This is a genomic window from Sphingomonas jejuensis (assembly GCF_011927695.1).
In the GTDB taxonomy this organism is placed as follows: Bacteria; Pseudomonadota; Alphaproteobacteria; order Sphingomonadales; family Sphingomonadaceae; genus Sphingomonas_K; species Sphingomonas_K jejuensis.
The window spans coordinates 92,656-118,996 of the sequence record NZ_JAATJE010000001.1 but is presented as its reverse complement, the minus strand read 5'-3'; the positions used below and the strand labels follow the sequence as shown (position 1 = coordinate 118,996).

The 26,341-nt window shown below is 70.9% G+C and carries 25 protein-coding genes; 3 read left to right on the top strand and 22 right to left on the bottom strand.

The window, feature by feature from the left end; translation table 11 throughout:
• Window positions 1–27: 27 nt before the first annotated feature.
• Window positions 28–1,854 carry a cation:proton antiporter domain-containing protein gene (locus GGR88_RS00670; protein WP_167952001.1) on the top strand — a complete coding sequence of 609 codons (1,827 nt, stop codon included), beginning with the start codon at window positions 28–30 and terminating at the stop codon, window positions 1,852–1,854.
• Complete coding sequence (locus tag GGR88_RS00665; RefSeq protein ID WP_167951999.1) at window positions 1,854–2,453, top strand: OmpA family protein; 600 nt, start codon at window positions 1,854–1,856, stop codon at window positions 2,451–2,453. The genes GGR88_RS00670 and GGR88_RS00665 overlap by 1 nt, the downstream gene beginning before the upstream one ends.
• Window position 2,454: 1 nt before the next feature.
• Here the strand turns inward: GGR88_RS00665 and GGR88_RS00660 are convergent, their stop codons facing one another.
• From GGR88_RS00660 to GGR88_RS00555, 22 genes are all read right to left on the bottom strand, one after another.
• Complete coding sequence (locus GGR88_RS00660; RefSeq protein WP_167951997.1) at window positions 2,455–3,621, bottom strand: deoxyguanosinetriphosphate triphosphohydrolase; 1,167 nt, start codon at window positions 3,619–3,621, stop codon at window positions 2,455–2,457.
• On the bottom strand, window positions 3,618–4,835 hold the full coding sequence (locus tag GGR88_RS00655; RefSeq protein WP_167951995.1) for a tetratricopeptide repeat protein: 1,218 nt from the start codon (window positions 4,833–4,835) through the stop codon (window positions 3,618–3,620). Before GGR88_RS00655 ends, GGR88_RS00660 begins: the two co-directional genes overlap by 4 nt.
• Before the next feature lie 234 nt (window positions 4,836–5,069).
• Window positions 5,070–6,536, bottom strand: coding sequence for a cell division protein FtsZ (gene ftsZ, locus GGR88_RS00650; protein ID WP_167951993.1), 1,467 nt, complete (start codon window positions 6,534–6,536; stop codon window positions 5,070–5,072).
• Window positions 6,537–6,647: 111 nt separating this feature from the next.
• On the bottom strand, window positions 6,648–7,931 hold the full coding sequence (ftsA, locus tag GGR88_RS00645) for a cell division protein FtsA (protein WP_167951991.1): 1,284 nt from the start codon (window positions 7,929–7,931) through the stop codon (window positions 6,648–6,650).
• A 31-nt stretch (window positions 7,932–7,962) separates the two neighbouring features.
• Complete coding sequence (locus tag GGR88_RS00640) at window positions 7,963–8,901, bottom strand: cell division protein FtsQ/DivIB (RefSeq protein ID WP_167951989.1); 939 nt, start codon at window positions 8,899–8,901, stop codon at window positions 7,963–7,965.
• Window positions 8,898–9,857 (bottom strand): D-alanine--D-alanine ligase, encoded by a 960-nt coding sequence (locus GGR88_RS00635; protein WP_209023160.1) that lies wholly within the window; start codon window positions 9,855–9,857, stop codon window positions 8,898–8,900. Before GGR88_RS00635 ends, GGR88_RS00640 begins: the two co-directional genes overlap by 4 nt.
• Window positions 9,854–10,735 (bottom strand): UDP-N-acetylmuramate dehydrogenase, encoded by an 882-nt coding sequence (gene murB / locus GGR88_RS00630; RefSeq protein WP_167954249.1) that lies wholly within the window; start codon window positions 10,733–10,735, stop codon window positions 9,854–9,856. Before murB ends, GGR88_RS00635 begins: the two co-directional genes overlap by 4 nt.
• Window positions 10,736–10,761: 26 nt before the next feature.
• Window positions 10,762–10,959: a hypothetical protein gene (locus GGR88_RS00625; RefSeq protein ID WP_167951987.1), complete on the bottom strand. Its 198-nt coding sequence runs from the start codon at window positions 10,957–10,959 to the stop codon at window positions 10,762–10,764.
• Window positions 10,956–12,374 (bottom strand): UDP-N-acetylmuramate--L-alanine ligase, encoded by a 1,419-nt coding sequence (gene murC / locus GGR88_RS00620; protein WP_167951985.1) that lies wholly within the window; start codon window positions 12,372–12,374, stop codon window positions 10,956–10,958. The genes GGR88_RS00625 and murC overlap by 4 nt, the downstream gene beginning before the upstream one ends.
• Complete coding sequence (murG, locus tag GGR88_RS00615) at window positions 12,371–13,456, bottom strand: undecaprenyldiphospho-muramoylpentapeptide beta-N-acetylglucosaminyltransferase (RefSeq protein ID WP_280742078.1); 1,086 nt, start codon at window positions 13,454–13,456, stop codon at window positions 12,371–12,373. The genes murC and murG overlap by 4 nt, the downstream gene beginning before the upstream one ends.
• Window positions 13,453–14,649 (bottom strand): FtsW/RodA/SpoVE family cell cycle protein, encoded by a 1,197-nt coding sequence (locus GGR88_RS00610; protein ID WP_167951983.1) that lies wholly within the window; start codon window positions 14,647–14,649, stop codon window positions 13,453–13,455. Before GGR88_RS00610 ends, murG begins: the two co-directional genes overlap by 4 nt.
• Window positions 14,646–15,944: a UDP-N-acetylmuramoyl-L-alanine--D-glutamate ligase gene (gene murD / locus GGR88_RS00605; RefSeq protein WP_167951981.1), complete on the bottom strand. Its 1,299-nt coding sequence runs from the start codon at window positions 15,942–15,944 to the stop codon at window positions 14,646–14,648. The genes GGR88_RS00610 and murD overlap by 4 nt, the downstream gene beginning before the upstream one ends.
• Complete coding sequence (mraY, locus tag GGR88_RS00600; protein ID WP_167951979.1) at window positions 15,941–17,011, bottom strand: phospho-N-acetylmuramoyl-pentapeptide-transferase; 1,071 nt, start codon at window positions 17,009–17,011, stop codon at window positions 15,941–15,943. Before mraY ends, murD begins: the two co-directional genes overlap by 4 nt.
• 6 nt (window positions 17,012–17,017) lie before the next feature.
• Window positions 17,018–18,397: a UDP-N-acetylmuramoyl-tripeptide--D-alanyl-D-alanine ligase gene (locus GGR88_RS00595; protein WP_167951977.1), complete on the bottom strand. Its 1,380-nt coding sequence runs from the start codon at window positions 18,395–18,397 to the stop codon at window positions 17,018–17,020.
• Window positions 18,394–19,821 (bottom strand): UDP-N-acetylmuramoyl-L-alanyl-D-glutamate--2,6-diaminopimelate ligase, encoded by a 1,428-nt coding sequence (locus GGR88_RS00590; protein ID WP_167951975.1) that lies wholly within the window; start codon window positions 19,819–19,821, stop codon window positions 18,394–18,396. The genes GGR88_RS00595 and GGR88_RS00590 overlap by 4 nt, the downstream gene beginning before the upstream one ends.
• Window positions 19,821–21,524 (bottom strand): peptidoglycan D,D-transpeptidase FtsI family protein, encoded by a 1,704-nt coding sequence (locus tag GGR88_RS00585; protein ID WP_342449679.1) that lies wholly within the window; start codon window positions 21,522–21,524, stop codon window positions 19,821–19,823. The genes GGR88_RS00590 and GGR88_RS00585 overlap by 1 nt, the downstream gene beginning before the upstream one ends.
• Entirely contained in the window at window positions 21,521–22,072 is a 552-nt protein-coding gene (locus GGR88_RS00580; RefSeq protein ID WP_167951973.1) for a hypothetical protein, read from the bottom strand. The genes GGR88_RS00585 and GGR88_RS00580 overlap by 4 nt, the downstream gene beginning before the upstream one ends.
• Window positions 22,069–23,016, bottom strand: coding sequence for a 16S rRNA (cytosine(1402)-N(4))-methyltransferase RsmH (gene rsmH, locus GGR88_RS00575; protein ID WP_167951971.1), 948 nt, complete (start codon window positions 23,014–23,016; stop codon window positions 22,069–22,071). The genes GGR88_RS00580 and rsmH overlap by 4 nt, the downstream gene beginning before the upstream one ends.
• Complete coding sequence (locus GGR88_RS00570; protein ID WP_167951969.1) at window positions 23,013–23,495, bottom strand: division/cell wall cluster transcriptional repressor MraZ; 483 nt, start codon at window positions 23,493–23,495, stop codon at window positions 23,013–23,015. Before GGR88_RS00570 ends, rsmH begins: the two co-directional genes overlap by 4 nt.
• A 208-nt stretch (window positions 23,496–23,703) precedes the next feature.
• On the bottom strand, window positions 23,704–24,429 hold the full coding sequence (locus GGR88_RS00565; RefSeq protein WP_167951967.1) for a Gldg family protein: 726 nt from the start codon (window positions 24,427–24,429) through the stop codon (window positions 23,704–23,706).
• 8 nt (window positions 24,430–24,437) lie between these two features.
• Entirely contained in the window at window positions 24,438–24,734 is a 297-nt protein-coding gene (locus tag GGR88_RS00560) for a hypothetical protein (protein ID WP_209023158.1), read from the bottom strand.
• 39 nt (window positions 24,735–24,773) lie between these two features.
• Entirely contained in the window at window positions 24,774–25,775 is a 1,002-nt protein-coding gene (locus tag GGR88_RS00555) for a cysteine synthase A (RefSeq protein ID WP_167951965.1), read from the bottom strand.
• Window positions 25,776–25,934: 159 nt separating this feature from the next.
• Here GGR88_RS00555 and GGR88_RS00550 point away from each other — a divergent pair, with 159 nt between their 5' ends.
• Entirely contained in the window at window positions 25,935–26,318 is a 384-nt protein-coding gene (locus GGR88_RS00550) for a hypothetical protein (protein ID WP_167951963.1), read from the top strand.
• Window positions 26,319–26,341: the final 23 nt, after the last annotated feature.

Here is a 26,341-nt window from a genome sequence, read left to right as displayed (position 1 = left end):
CGTCCCGAGGCCCTAGGCCGGGGCAACGTGGAGCATTCCGCCCTTCTTTTCGCGCTGATCGGCGCGCTTGGCATCGGCGCGCAGTGGATCGCATGGCGCACCGGCTGGCCCGCCATTGCCCTGATGCTGGTGGCGGGCGTCATCGCCGGCCCCGTCGCGGGCATCCTCCACCCGCACGAGCTATTCGGTGAGCTGCTGGAGCCGATCGTCTCCGTCGCGGTCGCGCTGATCCTGTTCGAAGGCGGCCTCAGCCTCAACTTCCGCGAATTGCGGCGCACCGACGGCGCGGTCACCCGGCTGGTGGTGCTCGGCGTGCCGATCGGCTGGGCGCTGGGCGCGGTCGCCTGCTTCTATGTCGCCGGCCTCGTGTGGCCGGTCGCCATCCTGTTCGCCGGCATCCTGGTGGTGACGGGGCCCACCGTCGTGCTGCCGCTGCTGCGACAAAGCAGCGTCGCTGCCCGCCCGCGCGCGATCCTGAAATGGGAAGCGATCGTCAACGATCCCATCGGCGCGCTGTGCGCCGTTGCCACGTTCGAATATCTGCGCCGCGTCGGCGAAGGCGGCACCATCCTCGCCGTCGCCGGATCGCTGATCGGCGCCAGCCTGGTCGCGGGTCTGGTCGGCTGGGCGGCGGCGCGCGCGATCGGCTGGGCGCTCCCGCGCGGCTATGTGCCCGAATATCTGAAGGCGCCGGTGCTGCTGGTGGCGGTGATCGGCGTCTTTGTCCTGTCGAACATGGTGCAGCAGGAAACCGGGCTGCTCGCCGTCACCGTGATGGGCATCGCGCTTGCCAACATGCGGCTCGACAGCCTGCGCGACATCCATCCCTTCAAGGAGAACATCACGGTTCTGCTCATCTCCGGGTTGTTCGTGATCCTGTCCGCCTCGCTCGACCTGGCCGTGCTCCAGCGGTTTGAATGGCGCTTCCTCGCCTTTCTCCTCGTGCTGCTGTTCCTTGTGCGCCCGCTCACCGTCCTTAGCAGCCTCGCCTTCACGCGCGTGCCGTGGAACGAGCGGCTGCTGATCGCGTGGATCGCGCCGCGCGGCATCGTGCTCGTGGCGATCTCCGGCCTGTTCGCGCTGCGGCTCGACCGGCTCGGCTATGGCGACGGGTCGATCCTGGTGACGCTGTCCTTCGCCGTGGTGGTCGCGACCATCGTCGCGCACGGCTTCTCCATCAAGCCGGTCGCGCGGCTGCTGAAGGTCACGGGCGCGGTCGAACAGGGGCTGCTGATCGTCGGCAGCACGCCGTGGAGTCGCGCGCTTGCCGAACAGCTGCGGCAACTGTCCGTCCCCGTCACGATCTGCGACACCAGCTGGCAGCGGCTGACCCCGGCACGGCAGGCCGGCCTCGCCACCTACCACGGGGAAATCCTGTCGGAGGCGACGGAAGACCGGCTCGACATGTCGGAGTTCCAGGTGCTGGTCGCGACCACCGACAACGAAGCCTACAATGCGCTGGTCTGCAACGAGTTCGCGCCGGAGCTTGGCCGCGACAATGTCTATCAGCTCGGCAGCGGCGCCGAGGACGAGGAGGACGAGCGCGCCATTCCCGCATCGCTCCGTGGGCGCGCGCTGTTTGCCAACGGGCACGGCGTCGAGGAGATCGTGGAGCGGGAGCGGCGCGGCTGGACCTTCAGGAAGACCAAGATCACCGAGCTGTTCGGCTTCGAACAGGCCCGCGCCGAGCTTCCGGAGGGCGGCGACATGCTGCTGCTGCTGAAGGCCGGAGGGGGCCTCCGCTTCTTCTCCCATGCCCGCCGGCCGATCCCGCAACCGGGCGACACCATCCTGTCCTATGTTCCACCCGCCACCGGCCGCGCGCGGCGTGTGAAGGAGGAGGTCGCCTCGTGATGCACCGTCATGCCATCATCCTGCTGGCCGCGACCACGGCAGCCTGCACGCCCCCCGACCAGCCCGGCAACGATGCGCCAGCCGTCCAGCTGCCGGCGGTCGAGGCGCCCACGCTCGCGAACGATGCGGAGGAGGCCAAGTCGATCATGCGCCCCGACGTGACCGTGGCGCCTCCACCCGAAGAAGCCCATGTCGCCGCGCCGCTGTCGGTCGTCATCGACATGCCCGACGGCGTCGCCCTTGATGATGCTGGTCGCGCCGCGCTCGACCGCATCGTCGCGTCCGAGGCGCTGGCGGCGGGGGGCACCGTCACGATCGGCGGACATTCCGACACGCGCGGCGATGACGATGCCAATCTGGATGTCTCGCGCCGGCGCGCGGAGGCAGTCCGCGATGCCCTGGTCGAGCGCGGCGTGGCGGCCGACCGCATCACGATCATCGCCTTTGGAGAAACCCGGCCCCGCGTCCCCAACGCCCGGCCCGACGGCACCGACGATCCGGAGGCGCGCGCGGCCAATCGTCGCGTCGACGTGACGGTGACGCCGGTGCCCGCCGCCCCCGCGCCGCCCGACGACCCGGTCCTCAGCCCGGCAAGCTAGGTCAGAAGCCTTCGGGCAGATCGATCGGCCCGACATGCTCGCGGTAGCGCGCGATCGCGAAGCGGTCGGTCATGCCGGCGATGAAGTCGGCGATGTGGCGGCTGCGGTCCGGCTCCTGCGCCGGCATGCTCTGGCGCCATCCCTCCGGCAGTCGCTCCGGGTCGTCACGGTAGGCGGCGAACAGCCCGGACACGATCGTCGCGGCGGCGGCGCCCGCCTCCTTCTGGCGCGGATGGTGGTAGAGCTCGGCGTACATGAAGCGTTTCAGCGCGCGCTCCTCGGCCTGCATCACGCCGCTGAACCCCACCAGCGCGCGGCCGACCGCGCGCACGTCCGCCACCGTCTCGACGCCTGCCTGCGTGATGCGTCGGCGCGTCTCCCCGATCAGGTCGTTGACCATCAGCCCGATCTGCGATCGGATCAGTTCTGACACCTGCCGCTCTTCCCGGATGCCGGGGAAGCGCTCGGCCGCCGCCTTCCACCCACGCGCGATGATCGGCACCTGCAGGATCTGGGCGCGCGTCAGGAGCCCCGCCCGGATCCCGTCGTCGATGTCGTGATTGTCATAGGCGATGTCGTCGGCGATCGCCGCGACCTGCGCTTCCAGCGACGGCCAGCTGGCAAGGTCCAGCGGGTAATCGGCATCCGCTTCCGCCATCGCCCAGCTCGGCGCGTTCACCGGGCCGTTGTGCTTGGCGAGCCCTTCCAGCGCTTCCCAGCTGAGGTTGAGCCCGTCGAAGCGCGGATAGGGTCGCTCGATCCGCGTCAGGATGCGGATGGTGTGGGCATTGTGGTCGAACCCGCCCACGTCCGCCATCGCTGCCTTCAGCGCCTCTTCGCCGGCATGGCCGAACGGCGGGTGGCCGATGTCGTGGGCCAGCGACAGCGCCTCCGTCAGGTCTTCGTTCAGGCCCAGCGCGCGCGCGATCGTGCGGGCGATCTGCGCCACCTCCAGGCTGTGGGTCAGCCGAACGCGGAAATGATCGCCGTCCGGGGCCAGGAAGACCTGCGTCTTGCCGCGCAGCCGGCGGAACGCGATCGAATGGATCACCCGGTCGCGGTCGCGCTGGAACGCGTCGCGCGGCCCCCGGAGCGCCGCGACATTCTCGTCGTGGCGCCGCCCCCGGCTCGCCGCCGGATCGCACCCGTAGCGCGCCTTCGGCTTCATTGCAGCGGCTCGACCTCGGCATCGGCCGCGCTGGTCCACGCGAAAGACGACACGCCCGCATTGCCGAGCTGCCCGACCAGCACGCGCGCGGCCGCGACCGTGTCGAACGGGCCGACCAGCAGTCGGCCGCTGCCGCCCGTCCCGGCGGCGATATAGGCATCGCGGCTCGCCAGGAACGATCCGGCGCGTGTGCGCAACCGCCGCCATTCGGCCGGCAGCCCGGCCGCGCGGCCGCTGGCGAGCTGGACCCAGGTGCGCCGTCCCGTGACCGTCACGGCCGGCGCACGTTGCGGCGCGCTCGTCGTCGTTGGGACCGATGTCGGGGCCGGTGCCGGTGCCGGTGCCGGTGCCGGCGTCGTTGCGGCCGGCGGCGCGGTGCTTGCCTGCGGCGCGGCAGGCACCGGCTGAGTTCGTGCCGGGCGCTGCTGCTCGGCAGGGCGCTGCCGGTTGCTCCGCCCGGCGGTGAAGCGTCCGAGGTGGACGGCCTGCGCCTTGTCGGCCGCGCGCAGCGACGGCAGCCGGCGCAGATAAGGCTCCAGCGCGGCGGCGCCCTGTGCGGGCATGACCTGCCGCACGATCGCCATCGCACCCGGCAGGTCGCCGGTCATCGCCAGCACGAACGCCCGCGCGCGCCACGCCTCCGCATCGCGCTGGTAGAGCAGCGGCTCCAGCAGCGCGAGCGCCCGGTCCCGCTCCCCTGAGATGCCGAGCGACAGCGCCAGGCGCCGCGTCGTCTCGGCATCGGGCGCCTGCTGCAGGGCGAGCTGATAGTCACGCTGCGCCCGCCGCGGATCGCCGCGCAGGTCAAAGGCGAAGCCCCGCTCCCGCGCGATCGTCGCCGGGGAGAGGCCGAGGTCGGTGGCGTCGTCGAACAGGCGCAGCGCGTCGCGTGGCCGCTCCAGCGCCAGGAAGGCACGGCCCAGCCCCGCTTTGGCACGCGGATCCCGCACCGCGATGCGCTCGGCCCGCGCGAAGAAGCCGGCGGCCGCATTGGGGTCGCCCAGCAGCAGCGCGGCATCGCCGGCGCCCAGCGCGGCTTCCAGGTTCTCCGGGTTCTGCGACAGCGTGCGCAGGTGCCGCGACAGGTCGTCCGCCGCGACCGTGCGCTCGACCGACTGCACGGTTCCGGGCGGCGGCGGCGTCTGTGCGAGGATGGGGGTACCGGCCAACGCCAGCATCAGCACGCCGACCGGCAGGAGGAAACGAGCGACCATTGGCAGCCTCGTTAACCATCCAGCGTCTGTCGGCAACGTGAACAAAGACGGTCCATCGCGGATCCGCCTCACCCCCGGGGCGGATCGCCTCCACGCCGGCCAGGCGAAACCGCCGGAGCGCACCCGTCGCGACGGCTTCCGACGCCGCCGCTTGGCGGGTACCAGTCGGCTCCAGAACAGGAAAGGGCGCGGGACCGGCATGGCCACCCGCGCCCTTCCCCGATGATCGAAGACTTACTGGTTGTTCTGGCGGTTCAGGAAGCGCGGGATCTCATAAGGGTCCCGCTTGCCACCCTGAGCACCGTCGTCGGCATCCGCCTTGCCCGCGCCGCGCGCGATGCTCGACATGCGCTCGAACAGCGTGCCGCCGGTCGCAGGCGCAATGCGCGGCGTCGGCTCGGCCTGCGGCTCGGCCGCACCCAGCCAGCGGCGGCCGGCCGCCAGATCCTCGCTCTCGGGGGCCGGCGCCGGCTCCTCGGGCAGCATGGCATCCTGGCCCAGCAGCAGCTCGTCGTCGTCGTCGGCCGCCGGCGGGTCCAGCGTCATCGCCGGCTCGGGCGCCGCTTCCGCCGCCTCGTCGACGAAGTTCACAGGCTCTGCCGGCTCGGCCGGAACGATGGGCGCAGCCGCCGTCGGGCGCATGCCGAAGCCGGCGATCGGCGCGCGCGGCGCTTCTTCCGTCTTGCGGGCCGCGGGGAAGCTCAGGACGCGGGCCGGCTCCGGCTTCACCTCGGCTTCCGCCTCGATGCCGGTGGCGACAACCGACACCCGGATCTTGCCGTTCAGGTTGTCGTTGAACGCCGATCCCCAGATGATGTTGGCGTCCGGGTCGACCAGTTCCTTGATGTGGTTGGCGGCCTCGTCGACCTCCATCAGGCGCATGTCGTCGCCGCCGGTGATGGAGATGATGACGCCCTTGGCGCCCTTCATCGACACGCCGTCCAGCAGCGGGTTGGCGATCGCCTTCTCCGCCGCCTCGATGGCGCGGTTGTCGCCCTCGGCCTCGCCCGTGCCCATCATGGCCTTGCCCATCTCGCCCATCACCGAGCGGACGTCGGCGAAGTCGAGGTTGATGAGGCCGGGCATCACCATCAAGTCGGTGATGCCGCGCACGCCCTGCTGCAGCACCTCGTCCGCCATCTGGAACGCTTCCTTGAAGGTCGTGTTCGGGTTGGCGATCAGGAACAGGTTTTGGTTCGGAATGACGATCAGCGTGTCGACATGCTTCTGAAGCTCGGCGATGCCGGCTTCGGCCGAACGGCTGCGGCGCGTTCCTTCAAAGTTGAACGGCTTGGTGACCACACCCACGGTCAGGATGCCGCGGTCGCGCGCCGCCTTGGCGATCACCGGCGCTGCGCCCGTGCCGGTGCCGCCGCCCATGCCGGCCGCGATGAAGCACATGTGCGCGCCGTCCAGCGAGCGTTCGACCTGCTCGATCGCTTCTTCCGCCGCCGCCCGGCCGATCTCCGGCCGCGATCCCGCACCCAGCCCTTGCGTGATCTTCAGGCCCAGCTGGATGCGCCGTTCCGCCGGCGAGGCATTGAGCGCCTGCGCATCGGTGTTGGCCACCAGGAAGTCGACGCCCTGCACCTGGCTGGCGATCATGTTGGCGATCGCGTTTCCGCCGGCGCCACCCACGCCGATCACGCTGATCCGGGGGCGGAGTTCGTCCACCTCGGGCGGAATGAATTCGATGCTCATCGACGCTTCAACTCCCCTCGGCCGCGGCACGGCCGCGACAACCTTTAACGATTCTGCACCATGTGATTCCGGGTTTCACGTCAAAAGTGACGCGACCCCGGATTTTTGCGCTCAGAAGCCCTGCCGCACCGCCTGGATGAGGCGGCCGAGCATCGCCGGCCCCGCCGCGCGCACCACCGTCTGCTCCGCCGGCATCAGCTGGCGCAGGTCGACCGGGTCTGACGCGGCGTAATGGATGAGGCCTGCCAGCGCCGCGAACCCCGGGCCGCCATGCGCTTCCGGCATGCCCGACAGGCCGCGCGGGCGCCCGACGCGGACGGCGCGGCCCAGCGCCTGCTGCGCGTAATCGGCGATGCCTTTCAGCTCGGCGCCGCCGCCGGTCAGCACCACCTGCCGCCCGATCGGACCGGTGAAGCCCAGCGCCTTCAGCGCGCCGCCGATCTCACCCATCAGCTGCTCGAGCCGCTGGCGGATCACCGCGATCAGCTGCGCGCGCGTGATCCGGACGCCCTCGGCGCCGTCATCCTCGGCGGAGATCGGCTGCACCTCGATCATGTCGTGGTTGTCGCGCGGCGTGGCGGTCGCGGACCCGAAGAAGCATTTCAGCCGCTCCGCCTGCTGCCGGCGCGTCCCGAATGTGGTGGCGATGTCGTCGGTGATGTCGGCCGCGCCGATCGGCAGCGACGCCAGCCCGACCAGCTGCCCGCCGGCGAACAGCGACACGTTGGTCACCCCCGCGCCCAGCTCCACCAGTGCGACGCCCAGTTCGCGCTCTTCTTCCGACAGGCACGCCATGCCGGTCGCAACCGGGGCCGCGACGATCGACTTCACCTCCAGGTGCGCGGACCGGACGCACAGGTCCAGGTTCCGGACCGGGGAGCCGTCGGCGGCCACCACATGGATGTCGACGGCCAGCCGGTCGGCGTGAAGACCCAGCGGCTTTCGCACCCCGTTCAGCCCGTCCAGCGTGTAGAGCGCCGGCTGCGCGTGCAGCACCATCCGGCCTTCGGGATCGATCGACCCGTTGCCCTTGGCGAGCAGCCGGTCGATGTCCTCCTGCTCGATCCGGTGCCCGCCCAGCTCGACCTCGACCGAGGCGAGCTTGGACACCAGGCCACCGGCCGAAAAGCTGACCCAGACATCCTCGATGTTGATGCCCGCCATCCGCTCGGCGCCTTCCACCGCCTCGCGCACGGCGATCTCTGTCGCGCCCATGTCGGCGATGTAACCGCGCTTCACGCCCCGGCTTTCGCGCTGGCCCGTTCCCAGGACGGCGATCGTGCCGTCGTCACGGCGTTCGGCGATCAGGGCCGACACCTTCCACGATCCGATGTCCAGGGCGGTGATCAGCTGCCCGTCCGACCGCTGCCCCGCGTTCCGCTCACGCCCCTTCATGCCCGCGCTCCCCCAGATGATGCCCCGCCCGTCATGTCGTCGTCCTGGCCGCCAGCCGCGGCGACGCTTCTGCGCCCGCCGCCGCGCCGGCCTCGTCGATGCTTCCGTTGTCGCGGTTCACGCGCACCACCATGCGGGTGGGGTCGCGCATGTCGAACCGTTCGAACCCGCGCCCCAGCAGGCGGTCGCGGGCGTCCATGCTCGCGAACTTCACGAGCGCGGTGGATGCCGCCGATCCGCCCTCGGGCAGCGCCAGGATCTCGCCCGACTGGAACCGGAGGTCCCAGCGCCGCCCACCGATCCACGTCGCGGCTGCCAGCATCGGGCGCATCGCCGGCGTCTTGGCAAGCAGCGTCTCCAGCCCTGCGACCTGGGCATTGGCATCCGCGCCGATCACCAGCGGCAGGTCCGGCATCGCGTCGATGCCGACCGGCTCCAGCACCACCCCGGCCCTGTCGACCAGCACCAGCCGTCCGCGGTGCTGCCAGACCGCCGCCGGTTCGCGCTCCACGATGTCGATGGTGATCGTGTCCGGCAACTGCCGCGACACGCGCGCATCCGCGATCCAACCATAGGTCAGCAGCCGCTGCCGGATCGGCTCGAGCGAGACGAGCGGCATCGGCTTCGCCTGCGCACCGTCCTCCAGCGCCACGGCCAGCACGGTCAGCTCGTCCATGCGCTTCAGGCCCTGGACGTTCACATGCTCCACGCGCAGCCCCGCCCGGCCGGTGGCTTCCGCGGCCGACACCCAGGCGAGACCGAACAATCCGGCCAGGTGCGCCGCCGTGACGGCCGCGGCCCCCGCCAGCACCAGCCCGCTCCACGCCGTCACGCTGCGGATCGTCTCCGGGGCGACCGGCACCGCCGACAGCAGCCGCGCCGCTACTCCCGGCTTCGCCTTGCGGCGCGCCGGCGCCCGGCCGCGCGACCGGGGAGCCTGTTCGCCGCGCCGGATGCGCGCGCCGCTCACCGCGCTGCGCTTCCGGTGGCCGGCCAGTCCTCGGCCAACGCCTCGTCGACGATGCGCTGGACCAGCGACGGGTAATCGAGGCCAACGAAGCGCCCCTGTTCGGGCACCAGGCTCAGCGGAGTCATGCCCGGCTGTGTGTTCACCTCAAGCAGGTAGAGGCCGTCCACCCCCTGCTCGTCGTCCCAACGGAAGTCGGATCGCGATGCGCCTCGGCAGCCGAGCAGCCGGTGCGCCGCCAGCGCCATCCGCTTGGCCTCGTCCGCCACGTCGGCAGGCACGTCGGCCGGGCAGACATGCTCGGTCATCCCGTCGGTATATTTCGCGTCGTAATCGTAGAAGCCGCTCTTCGGCCTGAGCTCGGTCACCGCCAGCGCCTCGCCGCCCAGCACCGCGACCGTCAGCTCGCGGCCGCGGATGAACGGCTCGGCCAGCAGGTGCGGGAACGCGGTCCACGGACCGGCGACGTCCCGACTGATCGGCTGGCCATGGTTGCTGTCGGCGGTGATGATCGCGACCCCGACCGACGATCCCTCGTTGACCGGCTTCAGCACATAAGGCCGCGGCATGGGGTCATGCTCGTGGAGGCTGCGGCTTTCCACCACCACGCCGGCCGGCATGCGGATGCCGTGCGGCACCAGCGCCTGCTTGGTCAGCTGCTTGTCGATGGCGATCACCGACGCGACCATGCCGCTGTGCGTGTAGCGCAGCCCCATCAGGTCGAGCATGCCCTGGACCGACCCGTCCTCTCCCGGCGTGCCGTGAAGCGCGTTGAACACCAGGTCGGGCTTCGCATCGGCCAGCCGGGCGGCGACATCGCGCCCCATGTCGATGCGGGTGACGCGGTGGCCAAGGCTTTCCAGCGCATCGGCGACGCCCGCGCCGGACAGCAGCGACACCTGGCGCTCGGCCGACCATCCGCCCATCAGCACGACGATGTGCAGCGGCGTCGATGTCATGCCTGTACTCCCACCCGCTGGATCTCCCATTCAAGCTCGACGCCGCTGTGGGCCCGCACGCGGTTGCGTACGTCCTCGCCCAGCGCTTCGATCTCGCGAGCCGTGGCCCCTCCGAGATTCAGCATGAAATTGCAATGCTTCTCCGACACTTGGGCATCGCCCAGCCGCAATCCCCGGCAGCCGGCCGCATCGATCAGCGCCCAGGCCTTGTGTCCTTGCGGGTTCTTGAACGTCGACCCGCCGGTCTTGGAACGCAGCGGCTGCGACGCCTCGCGCTCCGCCGCGATCCGGTCCATCTCCGCCTGGATCGCCTGGGGGTCGCCGGGCATGCCCTTGAACGTCGCGCCGATCACCACCGCGCCCTCCGGCAGCGCGCTGTGGCGATAGGTGTAGCCGAGGTCGGCGCGGCTGAGCGTGCGCCGCTCTCCCGTCCTCAGCACCACCTCCGCCTCGACCAGGATGTCGGCGACCTCGCGGCCATAGGCGCCGCCGTTCATCCGGGTGAACCCGCCGACGGTGCCGGGGATCGATCGCAGGAACTCCAGCCCCGCGATCCCCGCGTCCCGCGCCGTCGATGACACCAGGATCCCGCTCGCCCCCGCCCCGCAGCGAAGCGCCTCGTCGCCGGTCCGCTCGACGGTGGCGAACGCCTTGCCCAGGCGTACCACCACGCCCGGCACGCCGCCGTCCCGCACGATCAGGTTCGATCCCAGGCCCAGCGCCATCACCGGCACTGCCGGATCGAGCGCTTGGAGGAAGCCGGTCAGGTCGTCGGCATCCTGCGGCTCGAACAGCCATTCAGCCGCGCCCCCCGCCTTGAACCACACGAGCGGCGCCAGCGGCGCGTCCGCGGTCAGCCGGCCGCGCACCGCCGGCATGGGGGCGGGCGACAGCGCCGCGTCGTTCACCGAATGCCCCACAGCTTGGCCCAGCTTTGCCACGCCGCCATGTTCGCCTCACCCGCAGACAGGGCCGCCTTCTGCATGGCCACGCCGGCCTCGGCGATGCCCAGCGACTTGGTGCCGGCGTCGACCGCCTTGCTCTGCGCGTCGATCGCCTGGCGCGACAGGTTGAGCCAGGCGGCGAACGGATCCTGCATCATGCCCTGGCGCTCCCGATCGCCTGCGCCAGGCCGGCCGCCCAGCGCGTAATGTCGCCGGCGCCCAGGCAAACCACCTGGTCGTCGGCCTGGATCATGGGGGCGAGCGCCGCCGCCAGCGCGGGCGCATCGGCGACCTCCACCACCTCGCGGTGGCCGCGCCGCCTGAGGCCGGCGGCGAGATCGGCCGCCGTCGCGCCCTCGATCGGGCTCTCGCCCGCTGCATAGACGGGCGTCACGAACACGGCATCGGCGTCGTTGAACGCGCCCTGGAACTCGTCCATCAGCCCGGCGAGCCGGGTGTAGCGGTGCGGCTGCACCACCGCGATCACCCGGCCCCGCGCCGCTTCCCGCGCGGCGGCGAGAACGGCGCGGATCTCGACCGGATGGTGCCCGTAATCGTCGATGATCAGCGCCTGACCGCCCGCCACCGGCACCTCGCCGACGCGGGTGAAGCGCCGCTTCACCCCGGCAAAGCGCCCGAAACCGCCGACGATCACCGCATCGTCGATGCCCAGCTCCAGCCCGGCCGCGATCGCGGCAAGCGCGTTCTGCACATTGTGCCGGCCCGGCATGGGGAGCGTCACGCCCTCGATCCGCCGGCTGCCGCCGTCCCGGTCGCGCACGATCACGTCGAAGCGATTGCCGCCGTCCACCCGCTCGACCGCGTCGGCGCGCACGTCCGCCTGCGCGGCAAAGCCGTAGGTGACGATCCTGCGGTCGCGCACGCGCGGCAGGATGGCCTGCACCTCCGGATGGTCGATGCACAGGATCGCCGCGCCGTAGAAGGGGACGTTCTCGACGAACTCGACATAGGCGTCCTTCGCCGCGTCGAACGATCCGTAATGATCCAGGTGCTCCGGATCGATGTTGGTGACGATCGCGATCGTCCCGTCCAGCCGCAGGAAGCTGCCGTCGCTCTCGTCGGCCTCCACCACCATCCAGTCGCTGGCGCCCAGCCGCGCGTTGGAGCCATAGCTGTTGATGATGCCGCCGTTGATCACGGTGGCGTCGACGCCGCCGGCATCCAGCACCGCGGCCACCATCGACGTCGTCGTGGTCTTGCCGTGCGTGCCGGCCACCGCCACCGTCGACTTCAGGCGCATCAGCTCGGCCAGCATCTCGGCCCGGCGCACCACCGGGATGCGCCGCTCCAGCGCACGCTCCACTTCCGGGTTGCCGCGCTTCACCGCGGTGGACGTGACGATCACGGCCACCCCGTCGACATTCTCCGGCCGGTGCCCGATCTCCACCCGGATGCCGCGTCCGCGCAGCGCCTCGACGGTGGTGCCCTCGGCCACGTCGCTGCCCTGCACCTGATAGCCCATGTTGTGCATCACCTCGGCGATGCCGGACATGCCGATGCCGCCGATCCCGACGAAGTGGATGACGCCGATGTCGAGCGCGACGCCCTTCATGCCGCCAACCCCTCGACCAAGTCGGCCAGCCGCTCGGCCGCGTCCGGGCGGCCCGCGTCCCACGCCCGGCGCGCGGCATTGGCCAGCGCGTCGGGTTCCAGGCCCAGCTTCTGCATCTGCTTGGCGAGGTTGACCGGCGTGAAGTCGGTCTGCGGGATCGACCGCGCCCCGCCGGCGGCGACAAGCTCGCGCACGTTCGCGGTCTGGTGGTCGTCCATCGCGCTTGGCAGCGGGACCAGGATCGCGGGCCGCCCCGCGACCGTCAGCTCGGCCAGGGTGGATGCCCCCGCCCGCGCGATCACCAGGTGCGACCATCCCAGCCGCTCCGGCAGATCAGGCAGGTAGGTCGCGACGTCCGCCGGGATCCCGAACTCGGCATAGCGCGCGCGAACCCGCTCCAGGTCCTCCGCGCGCGCCTGCTGCGTCACCTGCAGCCGCCGGCGAAAGGCGGGCGGCAACATCGACAGCCCTTCCGGCACGACATCGGACAGGATGGTGGCGCCCTGGCTTCCGCCCGTCACCAGCACCCGGAACGGGCCATGCTCGTCCAGCGGCGGATACGGCAGGTCGCGCAGCGCCTTCACCTCGGCCCGCACCGGATTGCCGACCAGATGCACCTTTGCGGCCGCGCGCCGGCTGATGCGCGACACCTCCGGATAGGCGGTGGCGATCGCGTCGACCCGCCCGGCGAGCAGGCGATTGACGCGGCCGAGCACGGCGTTCTGCTCGTGCACGATCGCCGGCACGCCGGTCTTCAGCGCCGCGAGCAGCGCCGGCAGCGCCGGATACCCGCCAAAGCCGATCACCGCCGACGGCTCGAACGACTGGTACAGCCGCCGCGCCATCGCGCGCCCGTCACGGATCGATTGCCAGGCCCGCAGCCAGCCGAGCGGCCCGCCGCTCACCCGCCCGGCGGGAAGGATGTGCGTCTGGATGCCCTCGAACAGCGCCGGGATCCGGGCGCCGCGCGCATCCGTCACCAGCGCGACATGGTGTCCGCGTGCGATCAGCACCTCCGCCAGGCCCTGCGCCGGCGTCATATGTCCGCCGGTGCCGCCGGCTGCGAGAACGAACTGGCTCAACGCGTCGCTCCCCGCCCCGCCAGATAGGGGGATCGCTTCAGGAACGGGTTGCGCCGGGTAAAGGCCAGCAAGAGCCCCATGCCGAGGCCCAATGCGATCATCGACGACCCGCCATAGCTGATGAAGGGCAGGGTCATGCCCTTCGCGGGCGCCAGCCCGACATTGACCATCATGTTGATAAAGGCCTGCACGCCGAACTGCGTCGCCAGGCCGGCGGCGGCCAGCATGGTGAAGCTGTCCTCTTCGTCCAGCAGCTTCACCAGCACCCGCGCGACGATCACCAGGTACAGCAGCACGACGATGGCGCAGGCGATCAGGCCGAACTCCTCGCCAATCACCGAGAAGATATAGTCGGTGTGCGCTTCCGGCAGCCGGAACTTGGCGGTGCCGCCGCCGGGGCCGGTGCCGAACAGGCCGCCCGCCGTGATCGTGTCGTGCGCCATGTCCGTCTGATAGGTGTCGCCCGCCTGGAACAGGAAGTCGTTGATGCGCCGCGTCGCCACCGGATAGAACAGGTACGCGCCGATCACGCCCGCCACGCCGGCCAGCGCCAGCCCGCCGATCCACCGCATCGACACGCCCGACAGCAGCAACAACGCGCCCCACATGGCGATGAACACCACCGTCTGGCCGAAATCCGGCTGCGCCATCAGCAACACGGCGATCAACCCGACGATCGCGCCGGACAGGGGCACCACCGGCAGGCTCGCGTCCTGCTGCTTCAGCGACAGCAGCCAGGCCAGCGACACCACGAACACGGGCTTCAGGAACTCGGACGGCTGGAACTGGGCAAAGCCCATGCCCAGCCAGCGGTTGGCCCCGTTCACGTTCACGCCGATCACCGGCACCAGCATCAGGCAGACCATCAGCACGCCCGCCGCCGCCAGGCACAGGCGCCGCGCCATCTGCTTGGGCAGCATCGACACGCCCAGCATCACCGGCAGGCTCAGGATCACCCAGATCAGCTGGCGCCAGAAATAATAAAGCGGCGGAAAGGTCATGGCCGCGCCCGAATAACGGTGGGCCGCGGCCGGCGATCCGGCGGCCACCGCGATCAGCCCGATCGCGATCAGCACGGTGACCAGCATCAGCAGAACGCGGTCGATCTCCCAGAACCAGACCGCCATCGGGCTCTGGTCCGCGCGGCCCAGCCGCGCCATCGGTTTGCGTCCGCCCCGCATCACGTCCGTCATGCCATTGCCCTTACCAGATCGGCAAATGCGCGCCCCCGCGCCTCGAAATCGGTGAATTGGTCGAACGAGGCTGCCGCCGGCGACAGCAGCACCGTGTCCCCCGCCGCCGCATCCGCCGCCGCGCGCGCCACTGCCTTGTCCAGCGTCGCGCACGCGGTCACCGCCATGTGCGGCCGCAGGAGCTCGGCGAAGGTCTCGCCGGCCTCGCCGATCGTGTAGGCATGGCGGACATGCGCGAAGTGGGGCGCGCACGCGTCCAGATCGGCCGCCTTCGCGCGCCCGCCCAGGATCCAGCGGATCGATGGGAAGCTGGCGAGCGCGGGCGCGGCCGCCTCCGCGTTGGTCGCCTTGCTGTCGTTGACGAAGATCACGCCGCCCCGCTCCGCCACCCGCTCCATCCGGTGCGGCAGGCCGGGAAAGCTGCGCAGCCCCGCCTCCACGGCGTCCTCGTCGAGGCCCAGCGCCTCGCACGCCTCGATCGCGGCGGCCGCGTTCTGGCCATTGTGCGGCCCCTGCAACGCGGGCCAGTCCGCCTGGCGGTCCGCGACCGTGGCGTGGTGGAAGGACTCGATCCCGCGCCAGCGCTGATGCTCATGCTCCAACCGGGACAGGATCTCGTCTGCTTCCGTGTCGTCCTCGGCGATCAGGCCGGTACGTCCGTCCGACTGCATCAGGAACAGCCGCGCCTTCGATGCCGAATAGGCCTCGAAGCTTTTATATCGGTCGAGATGATCGGGCGTGACGTTCAAGAGCACCGCCACGTCGCAGTCGAGCGTCCGCGTCAGGTCGATCTGGTAGCTCGACAGCTCCAGCACATAGACGCCGCCTGCCGGCAGCGGCTGCTGCGCCAGGATCGGCAGCCCGATGTTGCCACCCATCAGCGTCGGCACATCCGCCGTCTTCAGGATATGGTGCACCAGCGCCGTGGTGGTCGACTTGCCGTTGGTGCCGGTGATCCCGACCACCTTGTGCGGTGGCAACTCGGCGCGTGCCTCGGCGAACAGCTCGATGTCGCCGATCACCGGCACGCCCGCTGCCGCGGCATGGCCGGCGATCGGATGGCGGTTGAGCGGGATGCCAGGCGACACGACCACAGCTGCGAAGCCGGCCAGGTCGATGGTCGTCGGATCGGCGATCTCGGCGCGCGGATCGACCGTCTGGCGTGCGTCGGCGCTCCCGTCCCATGCCACCACGGCGGCGCCCGCCGCCAGCAACGCGTCAACCGTCGCGCGGCCGGACCGCGCAAGGCCCAGCACGGCGTAACGCTTGCCCGCCCAGGCCCGCGACAGGATCACCGGATCTTCAGCGTCGACAGGCCGGCCAGCGCCAGCGCGAAGGAAATGATCCAGAACCGGATCACCACCGTCGGCTCCGACCATCCCAGCTGCTCGAAATGATGGTGGATCGGCGCCATCCGGAACACGCGCTTGCCCGTGCGCTTGTAGAAGAACACCTGGATGATGACGGACAGCGCCTCGACCACGAACAATCCGCCGATGATCGCCAGCACGATCTCGTGATGCGCCGTCACCGCGATCGCGCCCAATGCCCCGCCCAGCGCCAGCGATCCGGTGTCGCCCATGAAGACGGCGGCCGGCGGCGCGTTGAACCACAGGAAGGCAAGGCCCGCACCGACGATGCCGCCGCAGATGATCGCCAGCTCGCCCGCGCCGGGCACGTGCGGGATGCCCAGATAGTCGGCAAAGCGCGCGTTGCCCGCCAGGTAGACGATCATCATCAACGCGACCGACGCGATGATGACGGGCATCGTCGCCAGCCCGTCGAGCCCGTCGGTCAGGTTCACCGAATTGCCGAACGCCACGATCACGAAGGCGGCGAACACGATGTAGAACGGGCCCAGGTCGATGGCGACGCCGGTGACGAACGGCAGGTAGAGGAGCGTGGACGTCTGGCTGATGATCAGCCAGCTCGCTCCGCCCGCGATCGCGAATTCCAGCAGCAGGCGCATCTTGCCCGACAGGCCCTTGTGGCTCGACTTCTTGACCTTGTCATAGTCGTCCAGGAACCCGATCGTGCCGAAGCCCAGCGTCACGAACAGCACCGCCCACACGAACGGGTTGCCCGGCTCCACCCACAGCACCGCCGAGATGGTGAGCGCGGTCAGGATCATCAGGCCGCCCATCGTCGGCGTGCCGCGCTTGGCCAGGTGGCTCTGGGGACCGTCGGCGCGGATCGGCTGGCCCTTGCCCTGCCGCACGCGCAGCCAGCCGATGAAACGCGGTCCGATGATCAGGCCGATGATGAGCGCGGTGGCAACCGCGCTTCCCGTGCGAAAGCTCTGGTAGCGGATGAGGTTCAGGATGCCCGGGAAGCCCAGCGCCTCCGCGATCAGGTACAACATCCCGCTTCAATCCCCTTTGGACGCAGCCAACGCCTCGACCAGGCGGCTGAGCCCGATCGCGTTTGATCCCTTGACGAGCACGGCGTCGCCGGGGCGCAGGCGCTCCTCCAGGATCGCGCGCGCGGCCGCCGCGTCGGGCACATGCGCGAAATCGGCCTGCCCCTCAAGCCTTTCGGCGAGCGGCGCCATCTCCGCGCCCACCAGGATCGCATAGTCGACGGCGGCCGCCCCGAGCGGCTCGGCCAGCGCGCGGTGGTGCGCGTCCGCCTCTGCGCCAAGCTCGCGCATGCCGCCCAGCACGGCGATCCGGCGCGCCGCGCCCGTTGCGCCCAGCACCGCCAGCGTCGCGCGCATGGACGCCGGATTGGCGTTGTAGCTTTCGTCGATCAGGAGAGCGGTGCCCCCCGCCACCGGCACCTGCAACCGCGCGCCGCGACCCGCCAGCCCCGGCAGCTCGGCCAGCGCGAGCCCGGCCCGCGCCACGTCGCCGCCCGCCGCGTGGACGGCCGCGATCACGGCCAGCGCGTTGCTGACCCAGTGCGCGCCCGGCTGCGCGACGGTGAAGGACAGGGTGCGCCCGCCCGGCAGCGCGGCGGTGACCTGGGTTCCGCGCGCACCCGGCGTCACGTCCACCGCGCGCACATCGGCGCCGCGCCCGCTGCCGAAGCTGAGCACCCGGTCCGCATGCCGTGCGGCCGCGGCGTGCAGCAGGTCGCGGTGCGGGCTGTCTTCCGGCAGGATGGCGGTGCCCCCCGGCTCCAGCCCCTCGAAGATCTCCGCCTTCGCCGCCGCGATCGCGGCTTCCCCGGAAAAGTTGGCGCCATGCGCGGGCGCGATGGCGGTGACGATCGCCACGTGCGGCCGCACCAGCCGGGTCAGCGCCGACAGCTCGCCGGCCGCGCTCATCCCCATCTCGAACACGCCGAACCGCGTGTCTCGCGGCATCCGCGCCAGGCTGAGCGGAACGCCCGTATGGTTGTTGTAGCTCTTGACCGATCGGTGGACGAGGCCCGGCGCGATCCGGTCGAACGCCTGGAACAGCGCTTCCTTGGTGCCGGTCTTGCCGACCGATCCGGTCACGCCGATCACCGTGCCCGCCATGCGCGCCCGCGCCGCGCGCGCCAGATCGTCCAAGGCCGCCATGGTGTCCGGCACGACGACGGCCGGCCCGTCCGCATGCTCCGACACCAGCACCCCGGCCGCGCCCGACGCCAGCGCGCCCGGCACGAAGCGGTGGCCGTCCGTCGCTTCGCCCTTCAAGGCCACGAACAGGTCGCCGGGGCCGACCTCGCGCGAGTCGAACGCGACGCCGTCTGCCGCGAACGCGGTGGTCGCGGTGCCGCCGGTCGCGGCCGCGATCTCGTCTGAGGTCCACAGGGCCGTCATGCCGCGCACTCGCGCGCGACGCTCACATCGTCGAACGGCAGCACCCGCATGTCCTCGCCCGCGCCGACGATCTGCCCCTGCTCGTGCCCCTTGCCCGCGATCAGCACGATGTCACCCGCCTCCGCTTCCCCGATCGCGGCGGCGATGGCATCGCGCCGGCTGCCGATCTCGCGCGCGCCCGGCGCGCCCGCCAGCACCGCCCGGCGGATGGCGGCGGGGTCCTCGCCGCGCGGATTGTCGTCGGTGACGATGACCAGGTCGGCGCTGGCGGCCGCCACCTCGCCCATCTCCGGCCGCTTGCCGGCGTCGCGGTCGCCGCCGGCCCCGAACACCAGGATCAGCCGTCCGTCGGCATGCGGGCGCAGCGCCTCCGCAGCGGCGCTGAGCGCGTCGGGGGTGTGGGCGTAGTCGACATAGACCGGCGCGCCGTTGCGGGCGATCGCCGCGCGCTCCAGCCGTCCGCGCACCGGCTGCAGGCGGGCAAGGTTGCGGATGGTCGCCGCCGGGTCGCCACCGCAGCCAATCACCAGCCCCGCCGCCACCAGCGCGTTTGCCGCCTGATAGGCGCCGATCAGCGGCAGCATCACGTCAAAGGTCGCGCCGTCCCACCCCACCGTCAGCTTCTGCCCCAGCAGCGACGGCGCGCGCGCCATCAGCAGCAGGTCCGCGCCCTGCGTCCCCACCGTGATCAGCCGCAGCCGCCGGGCGCGCGCCAGGTCGATCACGCGCGGCGACGCCTCGTCGTCCGCCCACACCACCGCCGTTCCGCCATCGTCGACAACTTCGGAAAACAGCCGGAGCTTCGCCGTCAGATAGGCCGCCATGTCGCCATGATAGTCGAGATGATCGCGGCTGAGGTTGCTGAACCCCGCCGCGCGGACGGGCAGGCCCTCCGTCCGATACTGCGACAGGCCGTGGCTCGACGCCTCGAAGGCCAGGTGCGTCACGCCCTCGCGCGCCAGGCCGGCGACATTGGCCAGGAACGTCACCACGTCGGGGGTCGTCAGACCGGTCGCCACCCGCTCCTCGCCGGTCGTCACGCCCAGCGTGCCGATGGATGCCGCCGCCTCGCCCGCCATCCGCCACAGCTGGCGGGTCAGTTCCACCGTGGATGTCTTGCCGTTGGTGCCGGTGACCGCCACCACCGTCTCGGGGAACGGGGCGAAGTAGCGCGCGGCGAGCAGGGCGAAGCGCCGGCGCGGGCTGTCGTCGGCGATGTGCACCGCGCCGTCGACACGCACGCCCGGCCGCGCCACCACCGCCACGGCGCCGGCCGCAACCGCCTGGTCGATATAGTCCTCGCCGTTGAAGCGCGCGCCCTTGAACGCGCCGAAGATCGTGCCCGGCGCAACCTTGCGGTGGTCGATGGCGAACCCCGTGACCGCCACGTCGCCGCCGCCGTCATGGAGGGCGCCCAGTTGCATCAGCCGCGCTTCGGCTTCCAGACCAGCGGAATCAAGTGCCCGATGTCGGCTTCGCGGTTCACGTCGGGGAACACGCCCAGCATCGGGCCGATCCGCGGCACCAGCCGGCCGACGATCGGCGCCGCCGTCCAACCCGCCGTGGCATAGCCATAGGTGTCGGCCGTCGGGCGCGGCTCGTCCAAGCTGACGATCACGACGTAACGCGGATCGTCCATCGGAAAGGCGCTGGCAAAGGTCGAAACGCGCGCGTTGATGCCGTACCGCCCGCCCCGGTTCTTGTCGGCGGTGCCGGTCTTCCCGCCGATGCGGTAACCGGCGACGTTGGCGTTCTTGCCCGATCCGTCGATCACCACCATGCGCAGCAACCCGCGCATCGTGCGGCTCGTCTCCTCGGAGAACACCCGCCGTCCTTCGGGCAGGTGCGCCGGATCGCGCTTCAGCAGGGACAGCGGCCGCATCACTCCGCCGTTGACCAGCGCGGCATAGGCGGACGCCAGGTGCAGCGGCGTCACCGCGATGCCGTGGCCGTAACCGGTGGTCAGCAGCGTGGCGCGCCCCCAGTCCTTCGGGAACAGCGGCCAGCCCTTTTCCTTCAGTTCGATCTCCGGCGGGCGATCGAAGCCCAGCCGGCGGAACAGCGCGATCTGTCGCTCCGCGCCGACGGCATCGGCGACCCGCGCCGTCACGATGTTCGATGAATAGACCAGCATCTCGACCGCGGTCAGCGGCCGGTTCTCGCCCTTGAAGTCGGTGATCCGGAACCGCCCGATCGCCAGCGCATGGCTCGCGTCCCACTTCTTGGACAGGTCGGTGACCACCCGGTGCTCGATGGCGTTGGCCAGCGTCAGCGGCTTGAACGTCGATCCCAGCTCGTAGACGCTCTGCGTCATGTTGTTGCGCAGCGTCTCGGGCGCGGTGCGGCCCGGGCGATTGGGATTGTAGACCGGCTGCGACGCCATCGCGACGACCTCGCCGGTGCGCACGTCCACGATCACGCCCGACGCGCCGATCGCGGAATGCTTCACCCGCGCGAAATCCAGTTCGCTCTCCAAGGCCGCCTGCACCCGGCTGTCGATCGACAGCGCAACCGGCGCGCCGCCCGGCCCCGCCTGCAACAGCCGCTCGTCCAGCAGGCGCTCCATGCCCGTCACGCCGCGCCCGTCGAAATCGAGATAGCCGAGCACATGCGCGGCGAGCGTCGCCTGCGGGTAGAGCCGCTCCGGCTCGCGCGCCAGCGCCATGCCCGGCTCGCCCAGCGCGTTCACCGCCGCCACCAGTTCCGGCATCGCGCGCCGGCGCAGATAGGTGAAGGTCCGCCCCGACGACAGGATCGCCCGATATTGCGCAACCGTCTTTTCCGGCATCAGCCGGTTGAGTTCGACCGCCAGCCGGGCCTTGTCGCCGATCACCTTGGCGGGATGGATGCCGACCGACCATGCCTCGATCGTGCGCGCCAGCGGCACGCCGTTGCGGTCGACGATGTCGGCACGGCCGGCGCCCAGCATCGCGCGCTGGGGCGTGTTCGCCTGTGCGCCCGCCGCCGCCAGCCACCCGATCCGCCCGACCACGGCCAGCGTCAGCAGCGCGAACAGCGCCAGCAGCATCGCCAGCCGCACCTGCCCCACCGTGTACGCGAACGGCCCCGGCCGGGTGGCCGGAGCCGCGATGCGGGACCGCGGGATGGGGGCGGTAAGCGTCGTCACCGGTCGCCGGCTTCCGCTTCGGCGCGGCGGGCCAGGTCGTCCAGCGTGCCCGATCCCAGCAGGGTCGGCGTGTAGGCCGCCTTCTGCAGCGTCGGCATCGGCGGCGCCACCGCGACGGCGGCGGTCCGGATCACCGGGGCGGGGGCGCGCGCGGCATCGGGCACGACCGCGAGGATCAGGCGCGGCTCGCTTGGCGCCGGCGCGGTCGCGCTGGCCTGCATCATCTGCGCGCCGCCGGCCGGGGCAGCCGGCACCGCGTCGATGGCGAAGGCGGCAAGCTGGCGCTGGCCCTGGAGATACTGGTCGACCTTGGGGGAGGTCAGCGACAGCACCTGCCGGTTCCAGCGGTCGAGCTGGTGGAGCGATCCGCGCGTGGCGAGCTCGGTCCCCAGCCTGCGGATGTCGCGCTCCGCCGCCGCGATCGCGCGGTTGGTGTCGTCCAGCGCCGCGCGCTCGGTCGCCACCCGCAGCGACACGAGGTAGAACATCAGCGCCGCCACCGCGACCGCCGCCACCCACCCGATCGGCTGCAACCGATGCGCGATCATTTCGCCGTCTCCCCAGAATTACGCATACGTCCCCAGGCCGGCGCGGCGGTTCGCCGTGCCAGCCGCAATGTCGCCGATCGTGCCCGCGGGTTCGCGGCCAGTTCCGCATCGTCCGCCTTCACCGGCTGCGCGACCTGCTCGAAGCTTGGCGCGCGCGTCGTCGCGGGCGCGGGGCGGTGCCGCGACCCTGCCGGCGTCGCGCCAGACCGCTCGCGCAGGAAGCGCTTCACCATGCGGTCCTCCAGGCTGTGGAAGGTCACCACCGCCAGGCGGCCGCCGGGCTTCAGCACGGCCTCTGCCGCCTCCAGCCCGTCTTCCAGCTCGCCGAGCTCGCGGTTGAGGTGGATGCGGATCGCCTGGAACGTGCGGGTGGCAGGATCCTTCTTCTCGCCCGGCCGGTGGCCGACCGCGCGGCGCACGACCTCGGCCAGTTCGCCGGTCCGCGACAGCGGGCGCGCGGCGACGATGGCACGCGCGATCCGCCGCGCCCGCGGCTCCTCGCCCAGGTTGAACAGGACGTCGGCGATCTCGCCCTCGTCCGCCTCGTTGACGAAGTCCGCCGCGCTCTCGCCCGCCTGCTCCATGCGCATGTCGAGCGGCCCGTCGGACTGGAAGGAGAAACCGCGCTCGGCCTGGTCCAGCTGCATGGAGGACACGCCGATGTCGAGCGTCACGCCATCGGCCGCCTCCACGACCGTCGCCAGCTCGGAAAAGCGGCGCTGGACGAGCGTCAGGGCACCATCCGCCTCCGCCACCAGCGCCTGGCCGTCGGCGATCGCGGCCGGGTCGCGGTCGAACGCGATCACCTGCGCGCCGCGCGCCAGGATCGCGCGGGTGTATCCGCCCGCGCCGAAGGTGCCGTCGACATGCAGCTCGCCGGGGGCGGGGGCCAGGCCGTCGATCACCGGCTGCAGCAGCACGGGGACATGGGGGGCGGCGCTCACTTCGCCCTCCGGGTGCTCAGGAGATACTCGGCGGCTTCCTTGACCTCGGGATCGACGCCGTCCGTCGCGATCGCGACCTCCGGGTTCCAGATCTCGAAATAATCGCCCCAGCCGATGAACATCGCGAGGCCGTCGAGCTTTGCGCGCGCCGCGAAGAAGGCGGGCATGACGAACCGGCCGGACTTGTCGAAGGGGACGTCCTCGGTCAGCGCAAAGGCGCGTCGCTTGGCGTTGTAATCGATGTCCTGGCCGGTCGCGACGCGCTGCGCCTCCGCCTGCTCCAGCTTCTCGTGCGCCCGCTTCAGGTAATCGCGGCCGTAGCCGATCAGGCACGGATCCTTGGCGTGCTTGGCGATGACCAGGCGCTCTTCCCCGCTGTTGGTCTCGATCGCCTGTCGCATGGCGGCGGGCATCGCGACACGGCCCTTGCCGTCGATCGCGCTGATCGAAAATCCTTGAAAGAAGTCCCGGTCGGTCAAGCCATGCCCTCGCGAGGGGCAAGGCTCCGCCATTGCCGGAAAGCCGCATTTTCAGCGCCCGGACCGCGTGCCGCCAACGTGCGAGAATCCCCGCCCCTTCACCTCCTCCAATACCTTGGGAGTGAGCGGGAAACAACGGGAATTTACGGGAAAACTGGGGACGGAACCTCCATTCGGCTCATTGGCCAAACGGCATCTTCAGCGAATCTCAGCCGGAATCAGGTGGTTGGGCTGCACGCCCCTCTTCCCGCGCCAAGGACCCCAGCAGCGCAACGATCGCATCGACATTGCCGTCGATCCGACCGTCAACATGGTCCTCATCCAGCATGTCGGCATCCGGCACGATCAGCACCTCGCCCCTCCCAAGCCGGCACCGCGCCAGAAACGGAGCCACGGCACAGCCCCCGCCGATTCGCCGCAGCCGACCCGGCGTCGTCGTGGTGATCGCCCGGCCGCCGACATCGATGACGTTGCCGGCCGCCGCCGCCGGATCGATCGCGATCCCCCAATGCGTCAGCAACCGGTCGAGTCCATGCACCGGCGGCGGCCGCCGGGGATCCCCCAGGCCATAGCGGCTGTCCCATGCCAGCAGCGGATCGGCGAGGATCAGGGCGCGTCCGCCCGCGCGCACCCAGCCGTCCAGCGCGACCAGCTCCTGCGGGCTTGCCACCGGCGGCTGCGCGATCAGGAGGAGGCGGTGCCGCCGCAGCGTCTCGGCGTTGACCGCATCGATCGGCTCCACCGCGAAATGCTCGTCGATCAGCGCCAGCGCCGGCGCGCGTCGCCCGCGCCCTGCCAGCAGCTCGCCGATATCGGCCTCGCCCCACAGCAGCGGAAGTGCAGAGATGAGCCCCAGTGGCGGCCGCTCCCGCACCGGCTCCGCGGGCGCCTCTGCGCAGGACGCCAGCAGGAACGCCGCAATCAGCGCCGCCAAGCGCATCGTCAATTGGCTGTGGCGGGCGGCGGTACCGGGTCGATCGGCTCAGGCGGTGTCTCGGGGACAAGGTCCAGCGCCTGATTGGCGGTTTCGCTCGACGGCACAACGCCGATCTGCGCCAGCGGCTCGTCCGCCGATGACGCATCGTTGCCCATGCCGTTCTCGGCCACCGCCACCGTCGCCGGGTCGTCCGTTGCGCTCTCGAAGATCGCCGCCACTGCTGCCACGATCACCAGCACCGCCGCGAGCCCCGTCAATCCGACGCGGACCCGCTGCCCTCGCTCGCTGTTCCCGCTCGCCATCGTGCAGACGCTACCGCGCGCCGCCCGCTTTGTCGAACATCATGCTGCCGCCGAGTCGGCCGCCGCCACGCGCTCCAGACCCTTCGCCCGTCGCCAGTCTGGATCATAGAGCGTCGACAGGTAGCGGAACCCGCTGTCGCACAGAATCGTCACGATCCGCTTGCCCGGCCCCAGCGTGCGCGCCAGCGCCATCGCGCCCGCCACGTTGATGCCGGACGACAGGCCGAGGCACAGCCCTTCCTCCGCCAGCAGCCGATCGACCATCTCCAGCCCCTCCGGATCGCCGATGCGGAACTGGGTGTCGATCGGCGCCCCTTCCAGGTTGGCGGTGATCCGGCCCTGCCCGATGCCCTCCGCCGCCGACGACCCTTCGCTGCGAAGCTCGCCATGCGCATAATAGTCGTAGAGCGCAGCCCCGTGCGGGTCGGTCAGCGCGATCGCCACGTTGGGATCGTGCGCCTTTAGGCCCAGCCCCACGCCGGCCAGCGTTCCGCCGGTTCCCACCGCGCAGGTGAAGCCGTCGATGCGGCCGTCCATCTGTTGCCAGATCTCCTCGGCCGTGCCGACGACGTGTGCTTTCCTGTTGGCGATGTTGTCGAACTGATTGGCCCACATGGCGTTGTCGGTCTCCTCCGCGATGCGGCGTGACGTATGAACGAAATGGCCGGGGTTGGAGTAGGGCGCAGCCGGCACCAGTACGAGCTCGGCACCCAGCGCGCGCAGCGTGTCCATCTTCTCGCGGCTCTGAGTCTCCGGCATGACGATCACCGTGCGGTAGCCCTTGGCGTTGGCGACCAGCGCGAGCCCGATGCCCGTGTTGCCCGCCGTTCCCTCAACGATGGTCCCGCCAGGCCGCAGCTGTCCGCGTGCCTCGGCATCCTCCACCATGAAGAGGGCGGCACGGTCCTTCACCGACCCACCCGGATTGGTGAACTCGCACTTGGCGAAGACCTCGCACCCGGTCTCCCGGCTCGGGAAATCGAGTCGAACCAGCGGCGTGTTGCCGATCAGCGCGAGCGAATGTGCGGCCGTGATGCTCATCCGCCTGACTTAGCGCGCCGCGCCGCGACGGCAATGGCTCCGGCGCTGCCTTGGTCGCCGCGATGCGGGGTGCATCGCACCATGTGACCTGTGCAATGCAACAAATGAGGGTGCCTTTTGCTTGACGCCCTGCAACACACCGGCAAGAAGGCGCCCGCCATGACCAGCAAGCACCTCATCCTCGCCGCCGCAACCGCGGTTTCCCTCACCCTGTCCGCCTGCGGCGAGTCCGAGCCCGAAGTGGTCGGCGGCACGCCGGATCCGATGGCGCGCGAACTTGCCAACGCCGCGCCGGTCGAGCTTCCGCCCTCGATCACCGCCAGCCGCACCTATCGCTGCCGCGACAACAGCCTGGCCTATGTGGAATTCTTCAACAACAACACGGCTAACTTCCGGCTTGAGCAGGGCGCTGAGCCGACTCGCCTGACGGCGGAAAGCGCGGGCGGCCCCTACACGGCCGACGGCATCACCGTGTCGGGCTCGGGCAGCTCCGTCACCATCGCGCGGCCGGGCGCCGCCAGCCAGAGCTGCAACAGCAACTAACATCTCATTTGGCGCGGGTGTCC